The organism is Mesorhizobium sp. BR1-1-16, from assembly GCF_020165495.1.
Taxonomy (GTDB): domain Bacteria; phylum Pseudomonadota; class Alphaproteobacteria; order Rhizobiales; family Kaistiaceae; genus Kaistia.
In genome coordinates this window covers 322,552-347,893 of record NZ_JAIUIE010000003.1, presented here as the reverse complement: position 1 = coordinate 347,893, position 25,342 = coordinate 322,552, and the positions used below count along the sequence as shown (strand labels likewise).

Annotated in this window: 24 protein-coding genes, 1 tRNA gene and 1 pseudogene; 17 read left to right on the top strand and 9 right to left on the bottom strand. The window is 62.7% G+C overall.

Annotated elements, in window-relative coordinates; all coding sequences use genetic code 11:
- The first annotated feature begins 15 nt into the window (after positions 1-15).
- The gene (locus LB518_RS10165; protein ID WP_224576762.1) at positions 16-966 is read left to right on the top strand and encodes an ABC transporter substrate-binding protein; all 951 of its coding nucleotides are present in this window, start codon (positions 16-18) and stop codon (positions 964-966) included.
- Positions 967-973: 7 nt separating this feature from the next.
- Here LB518_RS10165 and LB518_RS10160 read toward each other — a convergent pair whose 3' ends face one another.
- The 3 genes from LB518_RS10160 to LB518_RS10150 all read right to left on the bottom strand — a co-directional run bounded on the left by LB518_RS10160 (position 974) and on the right by LB518_RS10150 (position 5,106).
- Complete coding sequence (locus tag LB518_RS10160) at positions 974-2,773, bottom strand: tetratricopeptide repeat protein (protein WP_224576753.1); 1,800 nt, start codon at positions 2,771-2,773, stop codon at positions 974-976.
- Between the two features lie 230 nt (positions 2,774-3,003).
- Positions 3,004-3,924 (bottom strand): RNA polymerase sigma factor RpoH, encoded by a 921-nt coding sequence (gene rpoH, locus LB518_RS10155; protein ID WP_224576751.1) that lies wholly within the window; start codon positions 3,922-3,924, stop codon positions 3,004-3,006.
- A 171-nt stretch (positions 3,925-4,095) separates the two neighbouring features.
- On the bottom strand, positions 4,096-5,106 hold the full coding sequence (locus LB518_RS10150) for an RluA family pseudouridine synthase (protein ID WP_224576749.1): 1,011 nt from the start codon (positions 5,104-5,106) through the stop codon (positions 4,096-4,098).
- On the opposite strand from LB518_RS10150, the gene LB518_RS10145 reads away from it, so the two are divergent.
- The 9 genes from LB518_RS10145 (at position 5,105) to LB518_RS10105 (ending at position 11,739) form a co-directional block, all read left to right on the top strand.
- Positions 5,105-5,521, top strand: a complete 417-nt coding sequence (locus LB518_RS10145; protein ID WP_224576747.1) for a fimbrial protein — start codon at positions 5,105-5,107, stop codon at positions 5,519-5,521. The two genes, LB518_RS10150 and LB518_RS10145, sit on opposite strands and share 2 nt — an antisense overlap.
- A gap of 84 nt (positions 5,522-5,605) precedes the next feature.
- A tRNA-Glu gene (locus tag LB518_RS10140) sits at positions 5,606-5,680 on the top strand.
- Between the two features lie 285 nt (positions 5,681-5,965).
- Positions 5,966-6,319, top strand: a complete 354-nt coding sequence (locus LB518_RS10135) for a hypothetical protein (protein ID WP_224576744.1) — start codon at positions 5,966-5,968, stop codon at positions 6,317-6,319.
- 50 nt (positions 6,320-6,369) lie between these two features.
- On the top strand, positions 6,370-6,612 hold the full coding sequence (locus tag LB518_RS24835; protein WP_353619945.1) for a helix-turn-helix domain-containing protein: 243 nt from the start codon (positions 6,370-6,372) through the stop codon (positions 6,610-6,612).
- A 142-nt stretch (positions 6,613-6,754) separates the two neighbouring features.
- Positions 6,755-7,606 (top strand): hypothetical protein, encoded by an 852-nt coding sequence (locus LB518_RS10125; protein WP_224576739.1) that lies wholly within the window; start codon positions 6,755-6,757, stop codon positions 7,604-7,606.
- Between the two features lie 85 nt (positions 7,607-7,691).
- Positions 7,692-7,919 (top strand): MerR family transcriptional regulator, encoded by a 228-nt coding sequence (locus tag LB518_RS10120; protein ID WP_224576737.1) that lies wholly within the window; start codon positions 7,692-7,694, stop codon positions 7,917-7,919.
- 56 nt (positions 7,920-7,975) lie between these two features.
- Positions 7,976-10,420, top strand: a complete 2,445-nt coding sequence (locus LB518_RS10115) for an AAA family ATPase (protein WP_224576735.1) — start codon at positions 7,976-7,978, stop codon at positions 10,418-10,420.
- Positions 10,421-11,032: 612 nt separating this feature from the next.
- The gene (locus tag LB518_RS10110; RefSeq protein WP_224576733.1) at positions 11,033-11,347 is read left to right on the top strand and encodes a hypothetical protein; all 315 of its coding nucleotides are present in this window, start codon (positions 11,033-11,035) and stop codon (positions 11,345-11,347) included.
- Complete coding sequence (locus LB518_RS10105; RefSeq protein ID WP_224576732.1) at positions 11,344-11,739, top strand: hypothetical protein; 396 nt, start codon at positions 11,344-11,346, stop codon at positions 11,737-11,739. Before LB518_RS10110 ends, LB518_RS10105 begins: the two co-directional genes overlap by 4 nt.
- A 25-nt stretch (positions 11,740-11,764) precedes the next feature.
- Here LB518_RS10105 and LB518_RS10100 read toward each other — a convergent pair whose 3' ends face one another.
- The 3 genes from LB518_RS10100 to LB518_RS10090 form a co-directional block, all read right to left on the bottom strand.
- The gene (locus LB518_RS10100) at positions 11,765-12,133 is read right to left on the bottom strand and encodes a hypothetical protein (protein WP_224576730.1); all 369 of its coding nucleotides are present in this window, start codon (positions 12,131-12,133) and stop codon (positions 11,765-11,767) included.
- Positions 12,134-12,144: 11 nt separating this feature from the next.
- Positions 12,145-12,450 carry a helix-turn-helix domain-containing protein gene (locus tag LB518_RS10095; protein WP_224576728.1) on the bottom strand — a complete coding sequence of 102 codons (306 nt, stop codon included), beginning with the start codon at positions 12,448-12,450 and terminating at the stop codon, positions 12,145-12,147.
- 749 nt (positions 12,451-13,199) lie between these two features.
- Positions 13,200-13,748 carry a recombinase family protein gene (locus LB518_RS10090; protein WP_224576725.1) on the bottom strand — a complete coding sequence of 183 codons (549 nt, stop codon included), beginning with the start codon at positions 13,746-13,748 and terminating at the stop codon, positions 13,200-13,202.
- An 874-nt stretch (positions 13,749-14,622) separates the two neighbouring features.
- Here LB518_RS10090 and LB518_RS10085 point away from each other — a divergent pair.
- The 4 genes from LB518_RS10085 to LB518_RS10070 all read left to right on the top strand — a co-directional run bounded on the left by LB518_RS10085 (position 14,623) and on the right by LB518_RS10070 (position 16,835).
- The gene (locus LB518_RS10085) at positions 14,623-15,171 is read left to right on the top strand and encodes a hypothetical protein (protein ID WP_224576723.1); all 549 of its coding nucleotides are present in this window, start codon (positions 14,623-14,625) and stop codon (positions 15,169-15,171) included.
- Positions 15,168-15,653, top strand: coding sequence for a hypothetical protein (locus LB518_RS10080; protein ID WP_224576722.1), 486 nt, complete (start codon positions 15,168-15,170; stop codon positions 15,651-15,653). The genes LB518_RS10085 and LB518_RS10080 overlap by 4 nt, the downstream gene beginning before the upstream one ends.
- Before the next feature lie 77 nt (positions 15,654-15,730).
- On the top strand, positions 15,731-16,402 hold the full coding sequence (locus LB518_RS10075; RefSeq protein WP_224576720.1) for a hypothetical protein: 672 nt from the start codon (positions 15,731-15,733) through the stop codon (positions 16,400-16,402).
- A 49-nt stretch (positions 16,403-16,451) separates the two neighbouring features.
- Positions 16,452-16,835, top strand: a complete 384-nt coding sequence (locus LB518_RS10070) for a hypothetical protein (protein WP_224576719.1) — start codon at positions 16,452-16,454, stop codon at positions 16,833-16,835.
- 12 nt (positions 16,836-16,847) lie between these two features.
- On the opposite strand, the gene LB518_RS24830 is transcribed toward LB518_RS10070, so the two are convergent.
- Complete coding sequence (locus LB518_RS24830) at positions 16,848-17,429, bottom strand: SH3 domain-containing protein (protein ID WP_224576717.1); 582 nt, start codon at positions 17,427-17,429, stop codon at positions 16,848-16,850.
- Between the two features lie 216 nt (positions 17,430-17,645).
- On the opposite strand from LB518_RS24830, the gene LB518_RS10060 reads away from it, so the two are divergent.
- The gene (locus tag LB518_RS10060) at positions 17,646-18,794 is read left to right on the top strand and encodes an SH3 domain-containing protein (RefSeq protein WP_224576714.1); all 1,149 of its coding nucleotides are present in this window, start codon (positions 17,646-17,648) and stop codon (positions 18,792-18,794) included.
- Positions 18,795-18,802: 8 nt separating this feature from the next.
- Here the strand turns inward: LB518_RS10060 and fusA are convergent.
- Positions 18,803-19,342 (bottom strand): annotated as a pseudogene (gene fusA / locus LB518_RS10055) (elongation factor G); the annotation flags it as partial.
- A gap of 1,097 nt (positions 19,343-20,439) precedes the next feature.
- On the opposite strand from fusA, the gene LB518_RS10050 reads away from it, so the two are divergent.
- On the top strand, positions 20,440-22,548 hold the full coding sequence (locus LB518_RS10050; protein WP_224576713.1) for a PDZ domain-containing protein: 2,109 nt from the start codon (positions 20,440-20,442) through the stop codon (positions 22,546-22,548).
- 609 nt (positions 22,549-23,157) lie between these two features.
- On the opposite strand, the gene LB518_RS10045 is transcribed toward LB518_RS10050, so the two are convergent.
- Complete coding sequence (locus LB518_RS10045; protein WP_224577144.1) at positions 23,158-24,057, bottom strand: AraC family transcriptional regulator; 900 nt, start codon at positions 24,055-24,057, stop codon at positions 23,158-23,160.
- Between the two features lie 97 nt (positions 24,058-24,154).
- On the opposite strand from LB518_RS10045, the gene LB518_RS10040 reads away from it, so the two are divergent.
- Positions 24,155-24,904, top strand: coding sequence for an SDR family oxidoreductase (locus LB518_RS10040; protein WP_224576711.1), 750 nt, complete (start codon positions 24,155-24,157; stop codon positions 24,902-24,904).
- The last annotated feature ends 438 nt before the right edge of the window (positions 24,905-25,342 follow it).

Here is a 25,342-nt window from a genome sequence, read left to right as displayed (position 1 = left end):
AAAAAGGACAATTCGATGAGACCGATACTTCGTCGCGCAATGCTTGCCCTGGCGCTTGCCCTCGCGCTGCCGGTCATGCCGGCCATGGCCGCCGACAAGATGACCGTGTTGCTCGACTGGTTCGTCAATCCCGATCACGCGCCGCTGGTCGTGGCCAAGGAGGGCGGTTTCTTCGCCCGGCACGATCTCGACGTCGAGTTGATCGCCCCGGCGGATGCAAGCGCTCCGCCGCGCCTCGTCGCAGCCGGGCAGGCCGATATCGCCGTCACCTACCAGCCCGATCTGATGCTGCAGGTGAAGGAAGGCCTGCCACTCGTCCGCATCGGCACTCTGGTCGAGACGCCGCTCAACTGCCTGATCGTGCTGAAGGACGGCCCCATCAAGACGCTGGCCGATCTCAAGGGCAAGAAGGTCGGCTATTCGGTCGCGAGCCTGCAGGACGCCTATATCGGCGCCATCCTCGGTTCCGCCGGGCTGACTGCCAAGGACGTCGAGATGGTCAATGTCAATTTCAACCTGACAACGGCGCTGATGTCGGGCCAAGTCGACGCGGTCATCGACGGATATCGCAATTTCGAGCTGACGCAGCTTGCGCTTGAAGGCAAGACCGGCATTGCCTTCTTCCCGGAAGAGCATGGCGTGCCGCCCTATGACGAGCTCATCTATGTGACGCGAAAAGACCTCGCCACCGACCCGCGCATGGCCCGCTTTATCGCCTCGGTCGAAGAGGCGACGATCTTCCTGACCAATCATCCTGAGGAGGGGCTGGCGCTGTTTCTCAAGGCGCATCCCGATCTCGACGACAAGCTGAACCGAACCGCCTATGCCGATACGCTGCCGCGATTCGCCAAGCGTCCTGCGGCGCTCGACCCTGGTCGTTACGACCGGTTCGCGGCTTTCCTGAAGGACAAGGGCCTGCTCGTCACGATCCCGCCGGTCGAAAGCTACGCCATTGCGCCGCGCTGAGCGCGGCTCACCCCTCCGGAAGACCTGCGATGCGCAGGCCTTCCATATAGCGCTCCATTTCGGCGCCACCCAGATTGTGGACGGCCCGCCGAACTTCGGCGAGCGTCATGCCCGGTCGCTCCTGGAGCAGCCGGGCAATGGCGGTCCGGGCCAGCGGCATGTCGCCGGCGAGGGCTGCGGAGGTGGCGAGGAGGCGATTGGCCCAGATCATGCCCGGCCGTGCATCGAGGGCCTGGCGCGCCTCCCGGGCGGCTTCGGCATAGTCGCCAAGCATGAAAAGACAGGTGGCCATGCCGGCATAGGCGTTGAAGCGCACCGGATCTTCGGGGCTGAGCAGGATGGCCCGGCGCAGACTGGCCAGACCCTCGCGCGGCTGGCCGGAATAGGCCTGGATGAAACCGAGCCGCGTCCAGGCCCATGCCAGGGTCGGATCGAGCGCCAAAGCCCGCTCGATGTGAACGCGGGCCTCGGATTGGTCGACCATGAGGATGGACAAGGTCGCGCCGATCATCACATGGACGAGCGCATCCGGGTCTGCGATCTCGGCCGCCTTCTGCGCGAGGGCGAGCGCCAGTCGCTTGTCGCGATCGACGTCGTCCGACCAGAGATAGGTGACCTCCTGGCTGAGGCACCAGGCCTTGAGCCCCAAGGCCTGGCCCGAGCGCGGATCCGTGGCGAGCGCCTCGTCGAGCAGGCGGATGGCAGCCGCGTTGTCCTCGCGCCGATGGGCCCAGAAGTGCGGCATTGCCTTGAGGACGAGATCATGAGCCCGCAATGCGTCGCTATTCTTGCGGCGGGCCCGGTCGATCTCGGCCGTGCGGATGGCCGGATGAAGGGCGCCGGCGATGGTGGTCGCCACCTCGTCCTGCAGTGCGAACGGATCGTCAAAGGTTCCTTCGGTCCGGCCCGACCAGAGATGCGTGCCGGTCTCGGCCTCGATCAGCTGCGCCGTGATGCGGATGCGGTTCGCGGCGCGGCGTACGCTGCCTTCGACCACATAGCGCAGACCGAGATCGCGGGCGAGGGCGCGCATATCTGGCGCGCCGGCGAGAGAGTGACGGCCGATGAGGCGGATCGAGCGCACATGGGCGAGTGTCGCCGTTGTCTCCTCTGTCACCCCGCCGGCAATGCTTGCGCAGCTGTGGTCCGGCGAGAGATCGCCGAAGGGAAGGATCGCCACCAAGGGGCGCTGGTCCTCCTGGGGTTCCGCGGCAAGGCCCGGCAAAGCGAGCACGCCTGGCGTCAGCATCTGGTTCTGCGTCGGCTGGATGTCGGGGAGAGTTCGTCCGGGCGGAACCCAGAACCAGGCTTCGACCGGATAGGGCACGCTGCGCAGCATCAGGAACCCAACCGCCTTGAAGGCCGATGCCGGCTCTCCCAAGAGCTGCCAACGCACCGAATGGGTGATGGCGATCCCGCCGGGAGGCGCCGCCGCCTGGAGGCGCATGGCGAAGCCGAGCGCGGCGCCGAAGCGATCATCATCCGAAAGAATGACATCGGCGAGGACGATGGCGGCCCGGACCTCGATGCGCGGCCGATCGGAAGCGGTATTGTGCTCGGCCATGGCGAGCTGAAACCCCATGCACCACTCGACGGCGTCGAGAACGCTCGGAAACTCGACGAGCCCGCCATCGCCCATCATCTTGATGATCTGCGCGCCGAATTTGGGCAGCGAGGGCCGGACAAGCGTCTTGTAAATGGCACGCATCTCACGAAGCGTGCCGAGTTCATCGCGCTGAACCAGCTCGGAATAGCCGACCATGTCGAGTGCGGCGATGACAATAAGGCGACGACGCGGGCGCGCCATTGACCCTTTTTCCTATCTGGTAAGAGCGGATTTAAACTGACGCTCATCCGATAGGTGAACCATCGGCTGAGCAAATGCCCCAAGCCGATGGTTATTCATCATCGCGCCGGATGCACGATGTAATGTGACCGGCAGCCGATCACGATGTTGTCATCACTCCGATGGTGAGGACAAGGATTCGATGAATTGAACTGGAAGTCGGCTACGGAGATCGTCTTGAGAACCGTGCCTCAGAGACTTGCCTGTTCCAGTTCATCGTCATCGGAATGACCACGCTCAAGCTCGCGTGCGCCGCGCTTGACGGCCTTCTGGACCTTCTCGAAGGCACGGACCTCGATCTGACGCACACGCTCGCGGCTGACGCCAAATTCGGTCGACAGTTCCTCCAGCGTGATCGGCTCCTCGGCGAGGCGGCGCGCTTCGAAGATGCGGCGCTCGCGATCATTGAGCACGCCCATCGCGTCCTTCAGCAGCTTGCGGCGGTTGCTCGCCTCTTCCTGATTGGCAAGAACCGTCTCCTGGCTCTCGCTATCGTCGACGAGCCAATCCTGCCACTCGCCGCCTTCGGCATCGGCGCGGAGCGGCGCGTTCAGCGAGGTGTCGCCGCCGAGACGGCGGTTCATCGAGATGACGTCCTCGTTGGTGACGCCGAGCTTGGTCGCAATCTGCTGGACCTGATCAGGCTTGAGGTCGCCCTCGTCGAGCGCCTGGATCTGGCTCTTCATCTTGCGGAGATTGAAGAACAGCCGCTTCTGGTTCGCCGTGGTGCCCATCTTCACAAGGCTCCACGACCGCAGGATATATTCCTGGATCGAAGCCTTGATCCACCACATGGCATAAGTCGCCAGACGGAAGCCCTTTTCAGGCTCGAACCGCTTGACGGCCTGCATGAGGCCGACATTGCCCTCGGAGATGACCTCGCCAATCGGCAGCCCATAACCGCGATAGCCCATGGCAATCTTGGCAACGAGGCGCAGATGGCTCGTCACCAGACGATGGGCGGCGTTCCTGTCATCATGTTCCTTGTAGGCCTTGGCGAGCATATATTCCTCGTCCGGGGCCAACATTGGAAAGCGCCTGATCTCATCGAGATAGCGCGATAGTCCGGCCTCGCCCGAAGCGATGACCGGCAAACTTGCTCTGGCAGCCATTGAGACCCCCTTCCTCTCACGGCGTCGCAAGCAGCCAACGCCGAATGCGGCCATAACGGCCCGCATGGCTATATATGGGTGCGAATTCCAGCAAAAACAGGGCCATCCCGCAGCGCGGGATCACAAGGACGAGACTGCGCCGCGAGCAAGCGGGACCCCTTGTTGCGGACCCTAGAGCGCTTCGAAGCCAGCGATGAGGCCGGCCAGATCCTCCGGCGGTTCGGCCTCGAAATGCATCGTCTCACCCGTGACCGGATGTTCAAAGCCGAGCAGCCAGGCATGCAAGGCCTGGCGCGGGAAATGCGTGACATCTGCGCGCAGCGGCTGAGGCAGCAGGCCTGCCTTGGTCAGGAAGCCCTTGCCATAGTCCTGGTCGCCGATCAGCGGATGGCCGAGCGCTGCCATATGGACGCGGATCTGGTGCGTGCGGCCCGTCTCGAGACGAAGATCGATCAGGCTGGCGATCGGAGCCGAGGCCGGGCCGAAGGTCTCCGAGACCGTATAGTGGGTGATCGCCTGCTTGCCGCCCTGCTTGACGATCGCCATCTTCTGCCGGCTCGTCGGAGAGCGGCCGAGCGGCGCGTCGACGAGGCCGTAGGGCAGGGACGGCACACCCCAGACAATGGCCTGGTAGCCGCGCTCGAGCGGCCCGCTGCGGCCGTGATCGGCGAATTGCGCGGCGAGGCCCTTATGGGCGCGGTCGGTCTTGGCGACCACCATCAAACCCGTCGTGCCCTTGTCGAGGCGGTGGACGATGCCCGGGCGACGTACGCCGCCAATGCCGGAAAGGCTCGCCCCGCAATGGGCGATGAGGGCGTTGACGAGCGTGCCGGTCCAGTTGCCGGCGGCGGGATGCACGACGAGGCCGGCTGGTTTGTCGATCACGACCAGCGCCTCGTCCTCATAGACGATGTCGAGCGGGATCGCCTCGCCCTCGGGTTCGGCCGGCTCCGCCTCGGGGATGGTGACGCGGACATGGTCGCCTGAATTGACCGGCTTTTTGCCCTCGACTATGGTCGCGCCGCCGACGCTGACATGGCCTGCCTCGATCAGGGCCTTGAGTCGGCTTCGGCTCAATCGTTCGATGCGGGCGGCGAGCCAGGCGTCGAGACGCCGGCCGGTTGCCTCGGCTTCGACCACGAGGTCGACGATGTCCTCGCCGCTGTCCGGAAAGTCATCCATGGTTCGCGCTTCTTCTGCCCCACATCCGCTGCAGCCCCGTTCGCTCGATGATGACGAGCGCGAGGAGCCGCCGCTCGATCCGGCGGTCGAGCGCATCCGCCAGCGCCTGAAGCGGCTGATCGTCATTTCGAGCGCGACGCTTCTGGTGGGGCTGATCGCCGTGCTCGCTGCCGTCATCTACAAGATTGGCCCTGGCCAAGACAAGGCCGCGCTTGCGCCTGTCGCCGGCGAGACGATGATCGGCGGCGTCCTGCCGGCTGGTGCTCGCGTTCTCTCGACGGCGCTCGATGGCCGTCTGCTGGCGCTGACCTTCGAGGCGGGCGGTGCGGTCCGCATCGTCGTCATCGATCTTTCGTCCAACAAGGTCCTGCGGCGGGCCGTTCTCGCCAACGCACCGCTGCCCGTGACGCCCTGACTTCTCCACGACATTCGCGGCGCGCCGCTTGCCAAGCGCCGAGCGGTTCGCTATATCGCGAGCGTCGCTGAGCAAGCGACCCGCGCGCCCTTCGTCTAGCGGTCAGGACGTCGCCCTCTCACGGCGAAAGCAGGGGTTCGATTCCCCTAGGGCGCGCCAATAAAATCAATAGCTTACGGCACATCCGACTGGTTCTTGGCATTTCGTTGTCGAATTCGTTGTCGAGAGCACATGACCAAAGATCCCGCGGAGCCTCAGAACGCTGCAGTCGCCCTCGCGGCGCTCTTCGATAGTCCGGCGTCCGATCGGCCCACCTTAGGCGACTTGTTGGGCGACCCCGCGTGGCTGGCTGGCCGTCGAGCGACGGCAGCTCCCGTACAGGCGTCTGCGCCGCCGGCTTCTCCAATAGTTGACCACCGTGCCTTCCTTGCTGGACTTGCGGCGTTGACCGACGTGGACGCGAGCGCATTGATCGATGATTTTGAACGGGCGGGACCGTCAGCCCTGGCTCTGAGCCGGATGTTCTCGTTGAGAAAGCCTCAGTCTCAAAAGCGACGAGGGCGGCCGCCCGACGATCTCAGAATCAAAGTAATACATAACGTGGTCACGCAGCTCATGCACGACCGCGAGTTAAGCGAGAAAGAGGCGATCAGGCAGGCTCCCGCCGTTCTTTACGGCCTAGGCATCGAGGGCTACGGACCGGTGCCACGACCGATGAACCCGCGGAGCGTTCGGGATGCCTTGAAAAAGTACGCACGGCTCTGGTTCGATCCGATCGATGAAACTTCAGGAAGTTAATTCGGACCCGTTTTATCTTCCTTTCCATCCCTGTTCACTCCCATCACGTGATGTCACGAATGGAGATAGGGATGACTATTGCAGCCAATCGGAGCCAGCCAGGACGCGCTGGCGCTTGCCCAATCCGTGAGGGCGCCGAGTATCTTGGCGTTTCCGAACCAACACTTTGGCGTCTTCTCCGCGACGGGACGCTTCCGCGCGTGCGGCTCCGCGGCCGGACCCTCGTCCGGTTTGTTGATCTGGACGCGCTTCTAGCACGGGCGTCGACCACGAGCGCAGGCGCTAGATCATGAACTGCGGCCCGATCGCCGAGGAGGCTCGCCTCCAGAGAGCTTTTCGAAACCCGCATTGCCCTGCACCACAGCGTCAACGGCGATCTCGTGGCCTAGCGATCATTCCTCGATTGCGTACCCTCAAGCGCGTGAGCGCAGCGCCATGAGCAAACGCACTATCGACGATCGGTCGTTTCTCTGGTTCAGCTGCTGGACGCTGGACTACGTCAAGCAGGTAGAGCGGTTGCCGACGGCAGAGGCGGTGGCCTCGCTGCCGGCGGCGCGTGCGAAGGCCGAAGCCCAGCATCGATCCTGGCATTTCGAGTGCCTGGCGGAGCTACGGCGAATGATGGCTGAAAGCTATCTGTCGTCCAGCGGTGTGCCGGACGCGGTGACCGAGCTCCCGTCCATGAGACAATTCCTCGATGACTTGGGCGGCCTGCTCGCAAACATCCGCGCACTCTTTCTCGACGAAACGGATGACCTCAGCCCGCGACTTTCTCCAACCGACTATGAGCCGGGAAAAGTGACGGTGCGCGAGGTCGTGAGTGCGACTTGGCTATCGCATGGGGCTCCGGATCGCTCCGATGTCGCCAGGCTGCTTAGCCGGGGCATTCCGACCGGCTGCGCCGGGATCAGCTATGACAAGGTTCGGCACCTGCTGATCCAGAATGCGCTCCAGATGTCGGGGCTCAATTTCAGCGCGTCTTCGCCGATGTCTCACGTACGAGCTTTTCTCATCCCGTCTCTGCATGAGCAGCGCGTGACTGAACAGCTATGGGCCATCATCAATGAGCGGCGGTCGATCCGGTCCGTGAAGAGCGTGACGACCGAACTCGTCCGGACTGGCGAGTTCCTCACGCTCTATCAGAAGACCTTCAGCGAAGATCTGAACGCTCGGACAGATAGCGAAGCCGCTGTCGACGCGGTTCTGGCGGCTGCCATCGCCGCTCTGCAATCGCTGTACGTGCGTCGGCGGGCCGAAGAGCCAACGGCTGCGAAACCGAGCTCGTAAAGGGCCATTGTTTCGCAGACCGCCTCCTCTGATCCTTGGATACCCAGCAGCGAGGCGCAGTACGATGAATACCGAAAAAGAGGGAATGGCCGCCGGCGGCGTATCGATCGCCGAGGCGGCGCAACTGGCGGGCGTTTCCGTTTCAAGGATCCGGGAATATCGCCGCCGCGGATCGCTCGCGCCGGCGGATGGCAGCCGCCAGGGCGTCACGCTTTCCAGCCTCAAGAGGCTCATTGCGGAGCGCGAAGCCTCTCGCCGTTCCCGGGCACGGCGGGCCAAGCCAAAGCTTCGTCTGGTAGTCGACAACACCTGAAATGGAACGGCCGGCCGCTCCCGCAAAGAGCGCACCGGCCGAAGAGGTCTCAATCAATGAGCAATGACACTATAACAGCCGAGGTCCGGCTGCAGCAAGGCGCCTCGTTCGGCGATATCCTCGCCGCGAGGCGGGGCAATACTCGAACGCCGGCCCCTCCAGCGCCGCCGGCCGGCAATGGGATCGACACCGACATTGCCGTCGACTTCCTGAAGCATCTCGACCCGGACGGCTGGCATCACCTCGACCACGCGCCGCCGGATCAGCCACCGGGTGCATCCTACTTCCTAGGCCGGACGTTCCCGCCAAACTCATGGGGTGAGGTGCGCGACTATCTCCGGAGCATTCCGGCCGGGCAGAATGTCTTCTATTCGCTAAACGAGCCAGAAGCCGGGGCGCACGGAACAAAGCTCCGCAAGGATGACATAGCGAAGATCCGCGTCATCGCGACGGATATCGATCTGGACAAGAGCAAGCCGCTGCGCGAGGCCGAGGCGGACGTCGAGACGAGGGTCGAGCGACTTCTTTCCGGGGTGTTGCCGCCGTCGCTGCTTGTCCATTCCGGCGGCGGGCGCCATGCGCTCTGGAAGCTGAACGAAAAGCTCAACGCGCGGACGGCGCAAGATGTGGTCGAGGCGACAGGTCGCGCCCTGGCCCGCAGCGTCGGCGGCGACAGTACCCATGACATAAACCGCATTTTCGGTCTTCCGGGCTCGATCAATCATCCGGCAAAGAAGAAGCGTGAACACGGGCGGACGGACGCCCCGGTCCGGTTGCTCCAGCGCACAGACCGCCGCGTCGATGTCGACGAACTCGGACGCGCCTATCCGGCGGCCGCGGACGATCGGCAAGACACGCGCGATGAAGACGCCGCAAGAGCCGCTGAAAACGAGGCAATGCGGCTCTATCGTTCTACGACACTACGCCGTGACGGCTGCAGCCCGGAAGATTTGCCCGAATTCGAGGATCTGGATGCGCGCTTCGCCGCCGCCTGTAGGAGCAACGACAGGTTGGCGCGCTTGTGGCGGCACAACAAGGCTGTTGCGCCGAAGGACACCAGCGGTTCCGGGTGGGTGGCCACGCTCGCCCGTCAGATGGCCGAGGCCGCCGACTTCACCGCTGTGGACTTCGCGCGCAAGCTGGTCGAGTGGGAACACCCCGCCGTCGTCGCATCGGGGAGTTACGACCCGGAAGACGACGCCCCGAACGGAGGCGCCCGCCAGGTGGCCCGTGCATGGGCGCGGATTGGACGGAGCGGCGCCGAGGCGCGAAAGAAGATAGAGGCATGGTTCGACGACCCGGCCGACAACGAGCCGCTCTTTCCGGACGAGGACCAGCGGCCCGTCGAGGGCAAGGGCGCACCGGTCGAGGCGATCCGGTGGATCAATCCTGAAAAGTGGCGGGACGTCCCTGTCCCTGTCCGTCAGTGGGAGGTCGCCGACCTGATACCGCGCGGCGAGGTGACCGCGCTGTACGGTGACGGCGCCACAGGCAAGTCGCTCGTCATGCATCAGTACGCCATATGTGCAGCGGCCGGGATCGATTGGCTTGGCCAGAAGACCCGTCAGGCCAGGGTCATGGGCTTCTTCTGCGAGGACAGCGAGGGCGAAGTTCACCGGCGGCACAACAGCATCCTACAGGCCCTAAATCTCAGATACGAGGACACCGCTGACAATCTCCGGGTCGTCAGTCGTCAGAGGGAGGACAACGTGCTCGCCGTATGGGATCGCAACGGGGGCAAGATGCAGAAGCAATCCATCTGGCACCAGCTGCGCAGGGACGCCGAGGAATTTAAAGCCGACGTCATCATCCTCGACACGCTGGCCGACGTGTTCGCGGGCGAGGAGCAGAACCGGATGCAGGTCAACGCATTCGTGAAAACGTGTCTTGGCGGACTGAGCGGCAACTCCGGGCGATCCGTCATCCTCCTCGCGCACCCTTCGTTGAGCGGCATGGCATCCGGTCAGGGAACGTCCGGCTCGTCCGGTTGGAACAATTCCGTGCGGTCGCGTCTCTATCTGCGGTATCCGAAGGGCACGGCCACGGGCGACGTGCGCGAGCTCGAAGGCATGAAAGCTAACTACGGGCCCAAGGGCCGGCTGCTAAAGATCCGGTGGCATCGGGGCGCGTTCGACGTGCTGTTCAGCAACGCTCCCGCCACCGCCTCGGCACTTTCTACAGGCCAAGGCGTACCCAACCTAGAGGACGCGACGGAGCGGGCCGTTCTGTTTGCCCTCACGGAATGCGAAGGCGTCAAGCTCTCCACCGCGCCAAACAGCGCGCATAGGGCGTGGCTCGTCCTCCGGTCGCGCTGCCCGAACCATCTCGGCGTGTTCACAGAGGACGACGTTCGGAAGGCCTTTTTGCAGCTGGAGGCCCGCGGCGCGATACGCAGCGACGTGGTTGGGAAGGACGCCTCCCGCCGCAACGTCTACGGCTATGTCATCGACCACGACAAATTGTCGGCGCAAGAGGGCGAAGTGGGCGGCTCGTTGTCGTGATGTGGCGACGGATCGGCTGCTCAAAGTGGCGGAAATCTGCTGCAAAGCGCAGCAAAGTGAGAGCTAAGTCATTGATTTTACTTGCTCAATGTACTTTGCGCAAAACAGCCGCGCAAAGCGCTGCAAAGTGCCGCAAAGCCCAACGTTTTCAACGGCTTATGCTGCAGCAAAGTAATCTGCTGCAAAGTGCGCCCCTACGGGGTGAGCCCGGCTGCGCCGGCCGGAGGCGTCGGCTCAGCCCCCGAGGCGCGTGGGGCCACAGACCAGTTAGAGGCCATGGACATTTTGTCTGTCGGGCGCTTCGTCAACAATACCTCAAGGGAGCATTTTCCAATGGCTGGTAGAAAGCGCTCTCCCCGACGGCCGCAAACTCCCAGTCAAAGGGCCTGGGCGACTTCGGCCCGTTTCAAAGAGATCGGGCGGGCATCCGTTCGCCGGATCAATGCCAGGCGGGCGGCCGCGCCGCGGTGCACGGCAATCGCAAAGCACACCGGAGCCCAGTGCAAGCAGGCCGCTATGGCTAACGGCAAATGCTACCATCACGGCGGCCGGACCCCCAAGGGTGCGGGCTGGCACAAACCCCTGTGGCCGGATCCCGGCAGTCCCAATGCTATGGACAAGCTCAACAGGAAACTCCGCGATCTCGATCGGGCAGCGAAGAAACGAGAGAGGCGCCTGCGTGCGATGACCGCAGAAGAGCGAACCGCGCACGATGCTTGGAGAAAGGCCCATGTGCCGGGATCGGCGGCGGCCCGCGCGACCGCCCGTCGGGAACGCGGAGACGCGGCGTCCTTCCGCGCGCTGATGGATGCGCCGGTGGCGCCGGTGCCCAAAAGTCCGGAGCAGATCGCTATCGCCGAGCGGCTTGCAGAACTGCAAGCGCTTTTGGAAGCGCGCGAGGATGAAGACAAAGGGGTATTCGGATGACCGACGATATCGACTATGACGACCCATATGCCAGCTTCGACGACGCGGAAACTGCGCGCGTCCGTGCCGAGATAGCTCATCTCGCCCAAACAGAAGGGCTGAGGGTGGCTTACTCGGCCGCGGTTGATCTCGCCCGAGACAAGAAAACGCCCGCGGCGGCTCGGGGCGGGGCCGCGCGTACCTTGCTTGAGATCGCCGGCATGTTGAACCAACGGGATCGCGCAGCCGCCGAGGCGGTCAATAAGGACCCCAGCGAAATGACTCCCGCGGAGTTGCACGCCGAGCTGCGACGCCTCGGGCGTCTTCGTCGTGCGCGGGACCGAAGCGCTGAGCTCGACGATGAGCCGTCGGACGAACCGCTCAATGAGGACGACCCTGGCGTGTTCGGCTAGTCGCGCAAGGGCCAGAGGGGTGCGACTACCGCCGTCGCACCTTCGGGCGGGGCTTCGAAGCCCGCTCGCGGGCGGCGTCCGTTATGCGCGCTCGTCGCGCATCGTCGTACTCAATCTCGGCAAGGCGGTCGGCTATCACCTTCGCCCGGGCCGCGGCGAGAGCACTTGCGGCCCCCTCCGAATGCGGCTCCGCTCCAAAAGCCTCCGGGCGAACATTCTTCGTCTCGATCAGATAGAGCCAAAGCTGATCCTCGCGAACTATTATAGGCGTGCCCACGACGTAGCCGAGCTGGCGCTGCTGGCAAAGGCTCATCGTGGAGCGTACCGAGCGGCGTATTCGTGCGGCGACTTCCTCAATGGGTAGCAAGGCGGCACCGTCCATGTCGCGTTCCATGGTCGACGCCTTTACCGCTTTCCATGCTGAGCGCGAAGCTGGCGAAGTTGCCACAACCTCTGAGCTCTGGCCGCCCCGGTCTCCGATGGCGATGCGCCGCCACGAGCTGGCACTTCCACCTGGTAACTCCCCGGCGCTGCCGGCTGAGCGATGGCGCCTTCCTTCATTGAAGCGATGAAGGTCAGCAGATCCGCTTCGTCTATTAGGACAGGCCGACCTTTGATAAAGGGCAGCCGGCCTGAAAGACGCAGGCGCTTCACCTTCGTTGTCGAGCAGCGAAGGCGCTCAGCCACTTCCTCTTGAGTGAGATAACTCATTGCAGGGAACCCCGGTTAAGTCACCTGAATGATAGTACAGTAAATCCAGATCTATAACAGAAAAAATGCAATCCTGTATCTGTCAATTCTGTCCATTTTGTCCATTGACGGAAATGATAAAATATTTATTGACAGTTACGTAGTATAAAATAGATGATATACACGCTTAGGAGGCGGCTTAATCCAATTTTGTATCTCTGTGCGTTCGGAGCCTCTACGTGTATGTCCAAGGCGCTAGCCCAAAGACGTAGAGGGCCGCTGTAGCAGGCTTCCTAAGCTCCGGACACCTCAGCCGCCGTAGGAAGCGGTCAATTTGGAGCTACAGATATGACGACAGGAACGATCGCCCGCACTCGGGTTGGGGGCCTTGAATTCGGGCATTTCATCTTCGAGGGGACGCCAGCTGAACTAGAACCGTACCGCGCCGCGTACTTGCGCTTGTGGGAGCGTCAAGGAAGGGCTACGGCGAATAAGATGGGCTATCACAGAGAACCCAATGGTACTGGCGGCGAGCGCCTGGCGTTTCGTGTGCCGCTGAACCAGATGGCCGATTGGATGCGTGACGAAATTACGCCAATACGCGACAATCTCGCATCACAGTAGGTAGTCCCGATGGCGTGTCTGCACGAGGAGATGTTGCCGCTATACGGCTTGGCGGCGCGCCTGTAGGTGACGCCATTAAGCGCCTGAGCCCCATTGTAGCGCTCAGGCGCATCCGACCCGCGCGGGCGTGCAGTCGATGGCTTTCGCTAGTTGTCTTCGGCAAGTAGCCTGTAGACGCTGGCACGGCCGATCCCGAGGGCCATGGCAATCTCGGAGGCGCCCTTGCCCTCGGCCCTCATCGCACGGACCCGCTCGGGATCGATGGAGGGGGTGCGTCCCTTGTAGACGCCCTTCTCCTTCGCCTTAGCGATGCCTTCAAGCTGGCGCTCGCGGCGGAGATTGGTCTCGAACTCGGCAAAAACCCCCAGCATATCGAGGAAAGCTTTCCCGGCCGCTGTGCTGGTATCGATCGGTTGTTCTGTAGCCTTGAGGGCGGCGCCTTTGGACCGCAGGGTACGGACGATATCCTGAAGGTCCCCGATGCTGCGAGCGAGGCGGTCCACACGGGTGACCATGAGCACGTCCCCAGGGCGGATGAAGGCGAGGAGGGTCTCAAGCTCCTGCCGTCCCTCCATCGATGTGCCGCTGCGCTTCTCCTCCCGGATCAACTCACAGCCGGCTAGGCGGAGGGCCTCAACCTGAATGCCGAGGTCCTGGTCCGTGGTGCTCACGCGGGCATATCCGTATGTCGTCATGGCTTCCCCCGATGTCTCGTTTGGGTCTAGACCATAGAGCGATATCGTCTCGGAATGCCCAAGTCAACCCTAATGAGACATCAAAAGCGTCTCGCCGCCGCGACTCGCCGGGGTATACCCTAAAGAGACAATCTGTCGGATATGGAGGTCAGTCTCGGCGACTAGGCCAGCGGTTGCAGGCACAGCCGCCGAAGTCGGTCGTTCGTTGCGCCCGCTGCTATGTCGTGAAGCCTGGTGAGGAGGGCCTGACGATTTGACGGAGATGTCGCGCGCCGCAGCTCCGCTGCGGCAGCCCATGCCTCGCTAGCCGTGGTCTCCAAGCTGCCGCGGACCGAGACGCTATCTGGTCTCGAGCTGGCCCGAGCAGAGCCTAGGGCCACGGTTGGAGGCTCAGTCGACAGTTCGCCGCTTTGCAAAAGATCAGCGACGTGCTCGCGCGTCATGCGCGCCAGGACGGCCAGCCGCTTCCCCTGTTCGGCACTCAGGTTGAGCTGGCCGATCTCACGGCTCAGCACGTCGAGCGCAGCCATTGCACAGCGGCTGCTCGTCTCCAGATCTGCTCGCATCCTCGGTAGTCCTCCACTTTCGCCCGCCATCATTGACGCCGACGCCCCGGCCGCCCCCCCCTGGGTACACTCCGCTCGCTGTGGCTGCTCCGGCATCTGATCTCTGTATAAAAATCCGGAAATCCGTAACTTTTTGACATAATGTCAAATACGCGTCGAGTGTAATGCAGCGTTATGTAATACAGTTCGAAGCCGTTTGTATGTCGATGCTCCGCTCTTTGCCGGCTCTCGTCAATATCAAACTGAAAGTTGCTTTCGGATCGCGGCTGGGATATGCTTACTATCGACACTTTTGCATGGGGCGAACCATGAGCGCGCTCGCGAAGAAACACCTGACCGAAGATCTGAGCGACGATGGCGACGATTTTTCGCCTTCTCCGCCGTCGGCGGCAGAGATCGAATTCGATATCAACGTCGCGCGCGTCGGCGGCTATCTGGCAAGCATCGCCAACAGGCATGAGGCGGATGACGTCGGGTGGGTATTAGACTTGGCGTTCCGCTCATTCGAAAACCTGCGGCCGGTATTCCAATTGTTCGGCGGGATTTCAGGCCGTCAACGCGATGATCTCTTGGCGGGTTTGACCACTGCGCGCGTCGGCGTCGAGCTCCACGGCCTCGACTTCGATCAAAACGCTTGCGACGAAGGACTGCGAGCCATGCAGTCACTGGCTGTCCATTACGCCCGTCCGTCGGGCGCGGAGGCGCGGATATCGGCCGGCCGTATCGATGATCTCTGGGATCACGTGCGCATCGCGAAATACGCCGTTGGGATCGCCTGGCACCGGCATCAGATCAGCGCTCGAGCGGACCAGCGCGCAATCGCGACGCTCGACCTGCCGATGGAGATCAAATCTTGAGCCCGGAACCCCGCGGTGCTTTGGCCGCGACACGCGTCCAGTTTGCCGACGCCGCGCTCGAGGAATTTCGCCAGGTCATGGACGCAGACGAGCCGCTGCGTTCCATGGCGAACGCGTTCTATGCGCTCGTCTCCTGCGTGAATATGCCCGGCCCGGAGCTCGCGGGGGATACCGTTGATGCTGTCGTCACGGCGCTCGGGGCGACAATCCCCGTTGTCATTGACGGCGTCGCGGACGATCTCCCGCACGACCAGATTGTGGACGCCATCGGTGCGGCGTCACACCTGTTCCGGCTGTATTCGGGGCCGCGGACGAGCATCGATATTGTCAGCGAGCAGTGCATCATCGGCCTGGGCCATCAGATGCTTTGGCTGCGCGGCGCGCTTGAGGAGCTGCACCATCGCCGAGAGATGAAGAAGCGCGGCGGCGGCGTGTTCGGGCTACCCGGCGCAAGTGCAGTCAATGTTGGCCGGCTGCACTGACCGAATAGCAGAGGAGTGCCCTGAAAACGTGTGATCCATTAACCATCGCAGGCATTGCTCTCTCGGCCGGTTCCGCCGTGGCGAATTCCGTCGCGCAGAGCAAGATCGAGAACGCGCGCAATGACGCCCTCGCCGCCGAGCGCATCCGGCAGAATGGCCTTGACCAGGAAGCGCAGGCGCTGAACGTCAAGAGCCAGGACCGCTATCAAGACTTCTCCGGCCAGCAGGATCAGCGCGGCCAGCAGCTCGGCGACTATTTCCAGGGACAGAAGGTTTCGCAGGACGCCGGCAATCAGGCCGCCGCAGCGGAACAGGCGCAAGGCATCATGCCTGCGGCGTCCGGGATCACGGTGGCCGAGAACGCGAAGCAGAGCGGCAAGGCCAAGGCGTTCACCGACGCGCAGGGCGCCGCGCTCGGCCAGCTGCGTGCCTTCGGCGATCTGCTCGGCGAGACCGGGCGCGGTCAGGCGCGCGACGCCTCGCTGATCGGCCAGATCGGCGGCTTCAAGAAGGGCTCTTCCGCCGTGCTGCCCTACGAGCTCGACGCCGCCAGCAGCGCTGGTGACGGCGCGAAGATGTTCGGCGACATCCTGAACCTTGCTGGAGGCTTTGCGGTCGATGCAGGGCTGAGCGCGCCCGAGGACTATCTCGGAAAGACCTCTTCGGCCGGAACGACTATCGACACCATCCTGCCTCGATTGCGGCCCGCGCCGCAGATCGCGAAAAAGTCGCCCTTCAGTCTCTATTGAAGGCGAGGCCGGCAGGGCCCGCCGCGCCGCCAAAAGGTTCTAGCGCAACATGGCAGATTGGCAGGGCGGCGGCAGCCACCAGAACGAGATCTTCGCGCTGATGATAGCCAAGGCTGCCGCGATTCTGGCCGGCCTAGCGGGTGCATTCGTCGCGAATATCTTTCCACCTCACAAGCCTTGGCGGGAGCGGGTCGTCGAATATATCGGCGGCGCGTTGATGGCGGTTTACGTCGGCCCGACTGCCGGGCCTGTGCTTCACAACGCGATCCTCGCAGCGAGCGCTTGGTGGCACGTCCCGTCGGCGCATGCGATCCCGCAAGCCAGCATCGAAAGCCTGGCCGGCTTCATGTGCGGCGCGCTCGGCTTGACGCTGATCAAGGGACTGCTGCGATGGGCGCGCCAGTGGTCAACGCAGTCGAGCACTCGCGTGTGACCGGTCGATGCGTCACTCGTAACAGACGGGGTTTCGGCCGCCCGGACGACTGTAAGCGCTGCGGCCACCACACATCCGTCCGTTACGCATAAGATCGTAGGGGCAATCGCACCTGCCAACGTACGGCCCGCGGATGGGCTCGCCGCCACGACGAACCGGAGCGATAGGTTGCTGTCGTGGCGGCGCGGGTGCGACAAACCCTTGAGGTTGCGCCAATGCCGTGGGCGGCGAGCCGGCAACTGTCGCCGACAGAAGTCCGGCATGCACCCAACCGCTCAATCCTCCCACCGTCACGCGGCGCCAGTCTCCATTCGCTTCCGTTGCGTCAACGACGTGGTTCGGGGTGACGCGTCCCACGATCGGAAACGACGTGCCAGGTCCCGCGCGAAGCCTTGCAGTCGTCGTCGCATACAGTCGTTCAGTCGGGACGGCCGGCGTCTGCCGATTTGGCTGGGACGGCCCGTATTCGGGGCTGGCGACGGGAGGATTTATTGGGGCCTTCGCGATCGCCGGCGCCGCTGTTTTCGATGATGGCTCGACGGGCGGCGGCTGCGAACTTTCCCGGCCCGCAAACCAGAGCAACCCGATGCCCATGGCTAAGACCCATCCTAGTCTTGATGCTTTCCCCACTCGCCGGCCTCCCGGCATCAGCATGTTGCAGCTGCAACCTCAAGTCGAGGGGCGATAGACGCTGGCCGTGCGAACGGGCAATCGACAGACGCCTCGCTGGCGCCGTCTTAACGCTGAGTTCGAGATGCCCTTGATCCGATCGAGCGTTGTGCAGCTATAGTCGCTCGACAGGGGGACTTCATGGTGAGGGCATGGACGGGCGGGCTCGCCGCATTGGGCTTGACGTGCGCGATGGCAGGGCACGCGCTGGCAGCCATAACCTTTGACGAACGCGAGCTCGACGCCGGCACGTTCATCGTTGTGAGTGGAGAGATCGAGTTCACCGATAGCCTCGCGCCCTTCGAGGCGCTGGCGCGCCAAGGCCGTGCGCGTTTCGTGACTTTCGACTCGCCGGGTGGCAGTCCATACAAGGCGATGGATCTCGGCCGGCTCATCCGCCGCTACGGCCTCTCTACCGTGCAGGTCCGGTCAAGCGAATGCGCGTCGGCCTGTGCTCTGGCCTTTATGGGCGGCGCGGCGCGGCTCGCGATGGCCGGATCGATCGGCGTCCACCGAAGCTCCTTTTCGGACACCTCCTCGATGCCAGTCGAAGATGCCGTGTCGTCAATCCAGCAGCTGACAGCGGATATCATGGCCTACATGAATGAGATGGGCGTCGATCCGTCGCTGCTGCAACTGGCGCTACAGTACGGTTCCGATGACATTCGCTATCTCTCATCTAGCGAGATGGAGAGATATCGGGTCGTCGTTGGACTGGACAGCACGATCGCCGCTTCGTCGGCGTCGACGACCACCCCGGTCACCGCGCCACGGCCCAGCACATCAGCAGCACCCCAGACCCTGTCGTCCCTTGCCATCCCCAGGGCACGATCGGGTCGTGTGCAACATCCCAAAGGTTACATCGAACTCAAACGCGGGCCTGACCCTGGAGCTAGGAGCGGACGTCGGCTTGCGAACGGCATCCCGCTCGAAATTCTTTCGGTTGAGGGCGACTGGTATTTGGTTCGCGCTAGCGGCAGCACGGGCTACGCTCACGCCACCTGGATTATGGTGGACCAATTCGATGCGGCGCTGTCCGGCTTTCGCCGAATTCAGATCCGCAGTGCCCGAACCATCGAAGCGGCCCGGGCCATGGTCGCGACTTCTTCCGTGTCGGCAGAAGCCTTTCTCACCGCCAATGGGTGGTTCGCCATAGCGCTCAAGCAAACATTCGACCGCAAAGAGGCTGGCGAGCAGACATTGAAAGCGCTGAAGAGCCGCGGTCTCATCCCGGAGGACAGTATGCTGACCTTCGCCAACACCTACGTCCGCCCGGTTTGCTGCCAGTGAAGGCGTGTGTTCACATAAGAGAACATGTTGGCGAGCGGGACGAAGGCGGTGATGACATTCGCGTTGCCGCGCATGTCCTGGCCCTGGATCTGGCCGCGGCGCGAATTCAGATCGCCGATGACCGAACCCACATATTCCCCCGGCGAAACGACCTCGACCTTCATGATGGGCTCGAGCAGGGCCGGGCTGGCCTTCTCGATACCTTCACGAAGAGCCGCACGCGAAGCGATTTCGAAGGCGATCGCCTACGAGTCGACTTCGTGATAGGCGCCATCGATCAGAGCGACCTTGATATCAACAACCGGGAAACCGGCGATCGGACCAGAGGTCATGACCGAGTTGAGGCCCTTCTCGACACCCGGGATGTATTCCTTCGGAACCACACCGCCGATGATCTTGTTCTCGAAGACGTAACCACCGCCGATTTCATTCGGCTCGATCACGAACTTGACGCGAGCGAACTGGCCCGTGCCGCCGGTCTGCTTCTTGTGGGTGTAGTCGGATCTCCGCTTGGATTCAGATGATGCGACAGACGTGGCGTTGATATTGGAGGAGCGCGTTCGGATGAGGCTGCCGCGGTCACTATACCTCGATGTGGACACGGTCGATGAACCCGTCGAGACCTTTTACCGGCACATCAACTGTGCGGGCTGAGATGCGACGCGCTCGATCTCACGACCAAGAATAGGATTGGCCTGCGGGCGGCGCAGCTAAGGCTGAGCCCGCCACGGACTACCACTGCACGAGCGGTATCGCAGTCGGGCAGACTGATATCGACCCTGGCCGCTTCAGCCTCGTGTCCGCCCGGGACGCCATACAGCCATGAGCCATGCTTTCGGGGTCACGATATTTCTGGCTTAGGCTCGCATCGAGTCTGCACCTCTAGCGACGTCCGCGTTGCGCCCTCAAGTCGGGCGTTCAGGTTCTAGTCGACGCTCCCTAAAAGCGGACAATGCAAACCCAATTGGCTCGCGACCATCAGATAGTTTGTATCCTGCCGGGCGCGCCAAATTCCCACAATTCCAGAACGAAACTAGCAACCAATCTTCGACTGGAGGCGATGTCGCCGGTCTGACCTTACCTGTTATCCAGCGTGCGAATGTCGGACAATTCGGGCACTTAACTGCCCTGTCGCCGACATTCCGACCATGGCGGGTTTCCTGTCAATTCAAGAGCACTTTCTCTCAAAGGCTTTCCTTCCCAACTGCATCATCCGGCCGAAGCTGGAATTTTCGTCGCCGGCCGCTCCCGCTACGATTACTTAAATCCACTCCGGGGGATGGAGGGCGAGGCTCTTTTAGCATTGAAACGCTTGTTTCGGCTGCGGCGATGGTTCCGCTGAGCGTCCCATCCGTGCTTGCGGCCTGTGGAGAGAAGCGCCCAAGGGCCCGCGCGGGCAGCCTGGCGGCTCAAACAGCTGCGGCGTTGACGATCCTGGCCGCCGCTACAACCGGTAGAGCGATCGCGTCATAAGTCCGGGTAGAAGTCAGGCCGCCTCCTCAAAAAGACGGACTTGCGCATCGTCGCGCCATCCGATCATCCTCTTTGATTCTCGAATTTCGTTCTCCGTGCGGCACGGCTGTTCGAAGTTGACGTCGCCAAGAGAAGGTTCTCGCCGGCAACAGCGTAATTGGGACCGGTGGCGATGAAGAGGGATGTCATGGGCAGCCGTGTTTTCTCCGCGTTCGCCGGGGCCATCGCCGCTTATTGCGGCTTCGCACACCGCATGAATAGATGCTGGTCGGCCAAGATGTCGTTGGCCGCGCTGTTCGCCATGGCCGCCGTCTTCTTTGCAGGCCCAGTCCACTCCCAGTCGTTCACGGGACGCGATCCTGACTCAGGTGAACTGCTTGCGCCTGGTAGAGCTGTCGGCAACTACCTGCAAGCGTCCGGCGAGCTCCAAGACCGCATTCAGTCTCTGCGCGCGATACTGGATCGATGCGGACAATGCGAAGACCGCGCCGCCCTTGAGCAGGAGTTGGACGAGGCCGTCGAAAAGTGGAACACGATCAAAAAGGGAGAGGGGATCGCCCTGAAATCGCTCAACCTGCCCGGAAAGGATTTTGGCGATTTCGTAAATCGACTGCGGGGCTTCGGCACCCCCGACCGTCCGGCTGAGCTCTTGGAGTTCGATGCCCAACTGGATAGGACCATCGTCAACTACTGCACGATCGCCTCCCGGGATGCCGCCGATGTCGATGGCTGCCTAAGGAAATACCGCGACCATCGGATTAGAGAGGATGCGGCAGACGCCGTGGAGATCTGCTACCGCCAGGTTCGCGGCCTCAACAATGCCAGCTTGCACGACTTTCCGCCGCCGGACGCGGACCCGAAGCTTGTCGCCGCACACAAGGCGCTTTGGATAGAGTTCGAAGCGTGCCTGAAAGAGAAAAACGCTTTTGAGATGATGCGCGTCGTCACGAACGAAGCCTGCTCCTTCGAGGATCTGTCGGCCAATCTGGACGGGGCTGACTTTGTCTGCGCCTGCAAGGGCTTTCCAGAGGAGCGCCGGGCAGCGTGCCCCGGCAACGCCCACCTGCCGCAGCCGGTCGCGCCGAACTTTGACTTCCCGGACGAACCAGTCGTGAAGATGCTGGCTCCGGACGGCTACGGGCCGACATATATGGGCGTGCGGCTTGGGCAGGCCATGGTCGACGCAGACCATCAGATCAGGCTCCATATGCAAGTGGCGTCCGTATACGACCTCAGGACCGATAACCATCCGTTCTTCGGAGGAGAGGCTTTGCAGTTGCCACGCGACAAATGGCGATGGCAGTTGGGCGGTCGCCTTTATGTCAACGGCGACGGTTCGGAGTATGTCGCGGTCATGACTGCGGCGAACCTGCCCGGCCGGGTCTTCGAACTCGAGCATACCGCGCTTGTCCCTGCTGAGCAGGAAAGCGTCGAGTCCGCCGCATTGATCGCTGAACAGGGAGGGCCGACGGGTCAGGCATTCAACGGAACTGGACAGATGGAAGCATGGGGCATGACGAACGAGCAGGCACCCCGCTGCATGCCATGGTTGCTCGGCCTGGACAAAAAAGAGTGGAACAGCCTCGAGGGCGAAGCGGAGGTTGCGTCAAAATCCTCGGCCAATCTGGAGCGCCTCTCGCATGGCGAAAAGGGCCTCTACGGACAACTCGCCCTTTTGGTCATGACCAATCCGAGTTTCGAAGACAAGCTGCTGTATAAGTGCGGTCCCGTTCTCCAGGCGTTCTACGAGGACATGGGCTACCGGAACGGCGACAAGCAACATGACTGGAATGGTGTACCTGCACTCGTCACCCGAAGGTTGTTCGATACCTCACTTATCAGGTGGTACGAAATCCAGCAGTCTTACAAGCATAACGAGATGACGGGCGTTCCGGTGGCACCTTATGCGCTGAATGCTCGGTTGAACGCGGATGACAGCGAGGCTGCGCCTGAGCAGCGCACGACCACGCGGCGCGCGACCATGCCGACAGTGCTTGGCATGGAACTATCGAGCCTCGACATCACCAGCCGGACGAGATCTGCCGTCAAGGATGCCGTGAAGGGCGTGCCGGTGATTGATGTCGATCCAAATTCGCTCGCCGCCGAGCGGCACATCCGGGCCGGCGACACGATCGTCGAGATGAACCAGGAAGCTGTCAACCAGCCCAGCGACGTTCCCGCCAGGATGAAGGCCCTCAAGGATCAGGGCCGCAGATCGGCGGTGTTCCTGATCACCAACGCGCAAGGCGAAACGCGCTTCGTCTCCTTGCCGCTGAATTGACCGCGCCGGAACTCCCTGACACCAACGCATCTTCGCACGCCGATTGATCAGTATCGGAGGCGCGCTGACCACGGCACGGTGTGCCTGCAAATTCCCCGGACGTTGAGCCGGTGTCTGGCATCCGCCAATTCAGCGTTAATGGAGAGAGGTTGCTTGAACTTGACCGCCGCTCGGGTGGATGTCGCGTTGTCAGCTATGACCTAATCGGTGCACGATGAACTCGCCCTTGCTCAGGAATTAAATAGGAAAGCAATCAAACAGGCGCCCCCTGGTTGGCGTACAGTCCTCTACACGGGTCGGCACCTATCGTCGGGCAATCGCTGATCGCACATTCGGAGTCTGCTCGCGCAGGCCGCCTGAGCGCACCGAGACCGAGCTTGGTCCGCTTCGGCATTTTCTTGTCCAGCAGCTGACTGTCTGCCATCGGCCCCTGAGCTGCCGGTCCGCTGCCAATCTTCCAACCCCGGATAGCCGCCATGAGGGCGCCTTGCGTTGAGCCAAGATTAGTTAGCTAGACGAACGCGCCGCTTCGGTCCGAGCCCTGCTTCGGCAGCACGTGATGTCGAAAAGGCTAGTTTTCCGAGACAGCAAGAGCGCTCGAATGTGGTCTCAGGCTGCGGCGCGCGCGAACTTGCCGGGCGGGCACCCGAGGCGCTTACGAAACGCAGTGCTGAAGGCGCTGGCCGACTCGTAGCCTATCTCTTCTGCAATCCGATCGAGCGTCTTGTTGCCGCGAGTCAGCGCGTCCTTTGCGATCGCCATGCGCCAGCGCATCAGATACTCGATCGGCGCGCATCCCAGCACCTCACCGAACCGGGCCGAGAACGCAGAGCGCGACATGCCCGCGATGCTCGCGAGGTCCGCCACTGTCCAGCTGGCGCGGACATCGGCATGGATCGCCTGCAGCGCGCGGGCGACCGCCGGGACCTGCATCCCGCTCAACAGGCCTGCCGGTACAACCTCGTCGCCGAGGCTGCGCCAGCGCAGCGCCTCGACCAGCAAGGCCTCCAGCATGCGCTGAATGATCAGCTCCTTGCCGGGATAATCGGTGGCGCATTCCTCCGCGAGGAGATCGGTCAATCGTCCGAACCGCGTCGAGCGGCCTTCCGATGCCGGGATGTTGATACGCTCGGGCAGAAGCGACAGCAGGAGGGAGCTGTTCACCCGCTCGAACACAAAGCTCCCGCCTAACGCGATGAAGTCGGGCGCACCATCGGGATCGCCATGCCGGACGGGTTTGTCACTCGGCGCGACAGGCGTTCCGGCAATATGGGGGGCGCTCGCCAGCGAAAATGCGGGCGTCGTCGGCAGCAAGAGAAAGTCTCCTTCAGCGAGACGCAGCGGCTCCCTGCCATCGAAGGTCAGCCACGCCTGACCCGAGAGGATGATCGTAAAGCCCGGCAGGTCGTGCGCGTCATAGTGAACAGCCCAGCGGCCTCTGCCTGAAATCGGCTTCGACACCGCGGCGCTCGGGCGCAACAAGGCGATCATATCGCTGAGCGGATCCATGTTTCTGGACGATCCATAAATAAACGTGGCTTCATGCTTATAGATCGTATCCGTCGCTCTGGCTATCTCCTTGGGTATCGAAACCAAGGAGACTGTCATGACCAAGTCCATCCTCATTACCGGAACCTCGTCAGGCTATGGCAAGGCGATCACCGAGCATTTCCTCGCACAGGGCTGGAACGTGATCGCTACGATGCGGCGGCCCGAGGCGGCCAGCTTCGCTGGCGATACCAGCCGCCTGCGGGTTTTGCCGCTTGACGTCACCGACGAAGCGAGCATCGCAGCACTGATTGAAACCGTGGGTCCGATTGATGTGCTGGTGAACAATGCCGGGATCGGCGCGGTCGGGGCGTTCGAGGTGACGCCGATATCGCTGGTGCGCCAGATCTTCGAGACCAACACGATCGGCGTGATGGCGATGTGCCAGGCGGTTATCCCGCAGATGCGCGCGCGCCGCTCGGGCATCATTGTCAATGTGACCTCGAGCGTCACGCTCGGGTCGTTCCCGCTGGCTGCCGCCTATACCGCGAGCAAGCAGGCGATCCAGGGCTTCACCGGCTCGCTCGCCCATGAACTCGCCTATTTTGGTATTTCGGTGAAGCTGGTGGAGCCCGGCTACGCGCCGACCACCAACTTCGGCGCGAATGCCATCATCCCCTTCGACCAATTGCTCCCGGGCGAGTATGCCGATTTCGCCAGGCCGATCATGGAAGGCTTTGCCGCGCCGGCGCTGACGACCCGGGAAAACGATGTCGCCGAAGGCGTCTGGAACGCCGTGCATGATGCAAGCGGCCGGCTTCGGTTCCCCGCGGGGCCCGATGCCGTAGCACTTGCGGAAGCACACTGACGGTCGCCTGATGCCCCGTCGCGGGACGGCATGGAATTGCCGTTCCCGTGCCTGTCCCGGCGGTGGCTCGCAGCCGCCGTTATGACCATCTGCAGTTTCACGGTCGCATTTGGCCTAGGCTTGGGGCGCTAAGGACGAGGCCGCGGGGTCCCCGACCATGCAACCGAACTCAAGCCGGTTCGTCCGATCTCAGGATCGATCAAGCGCCAGGGTGACCGGCTGACTTGGGATCGGATGCAGAACGGCAGCTATCTGCATAGCGGTAGCCAAAACCGGCCGGTCCGCTCCCGGCCCCCAAGCCGCCGGTCAGCTTTGTGCCCTCATTGTTGCCGTCTACGCCCGCGGGGCGGAATTCTGAAAGCTGTGATTCGCCTAGCCGGGACTGAGTTCCCGACGTTGACGCGCACCGCGGCTGTTAGAATCTGGATGCAGCCCCAC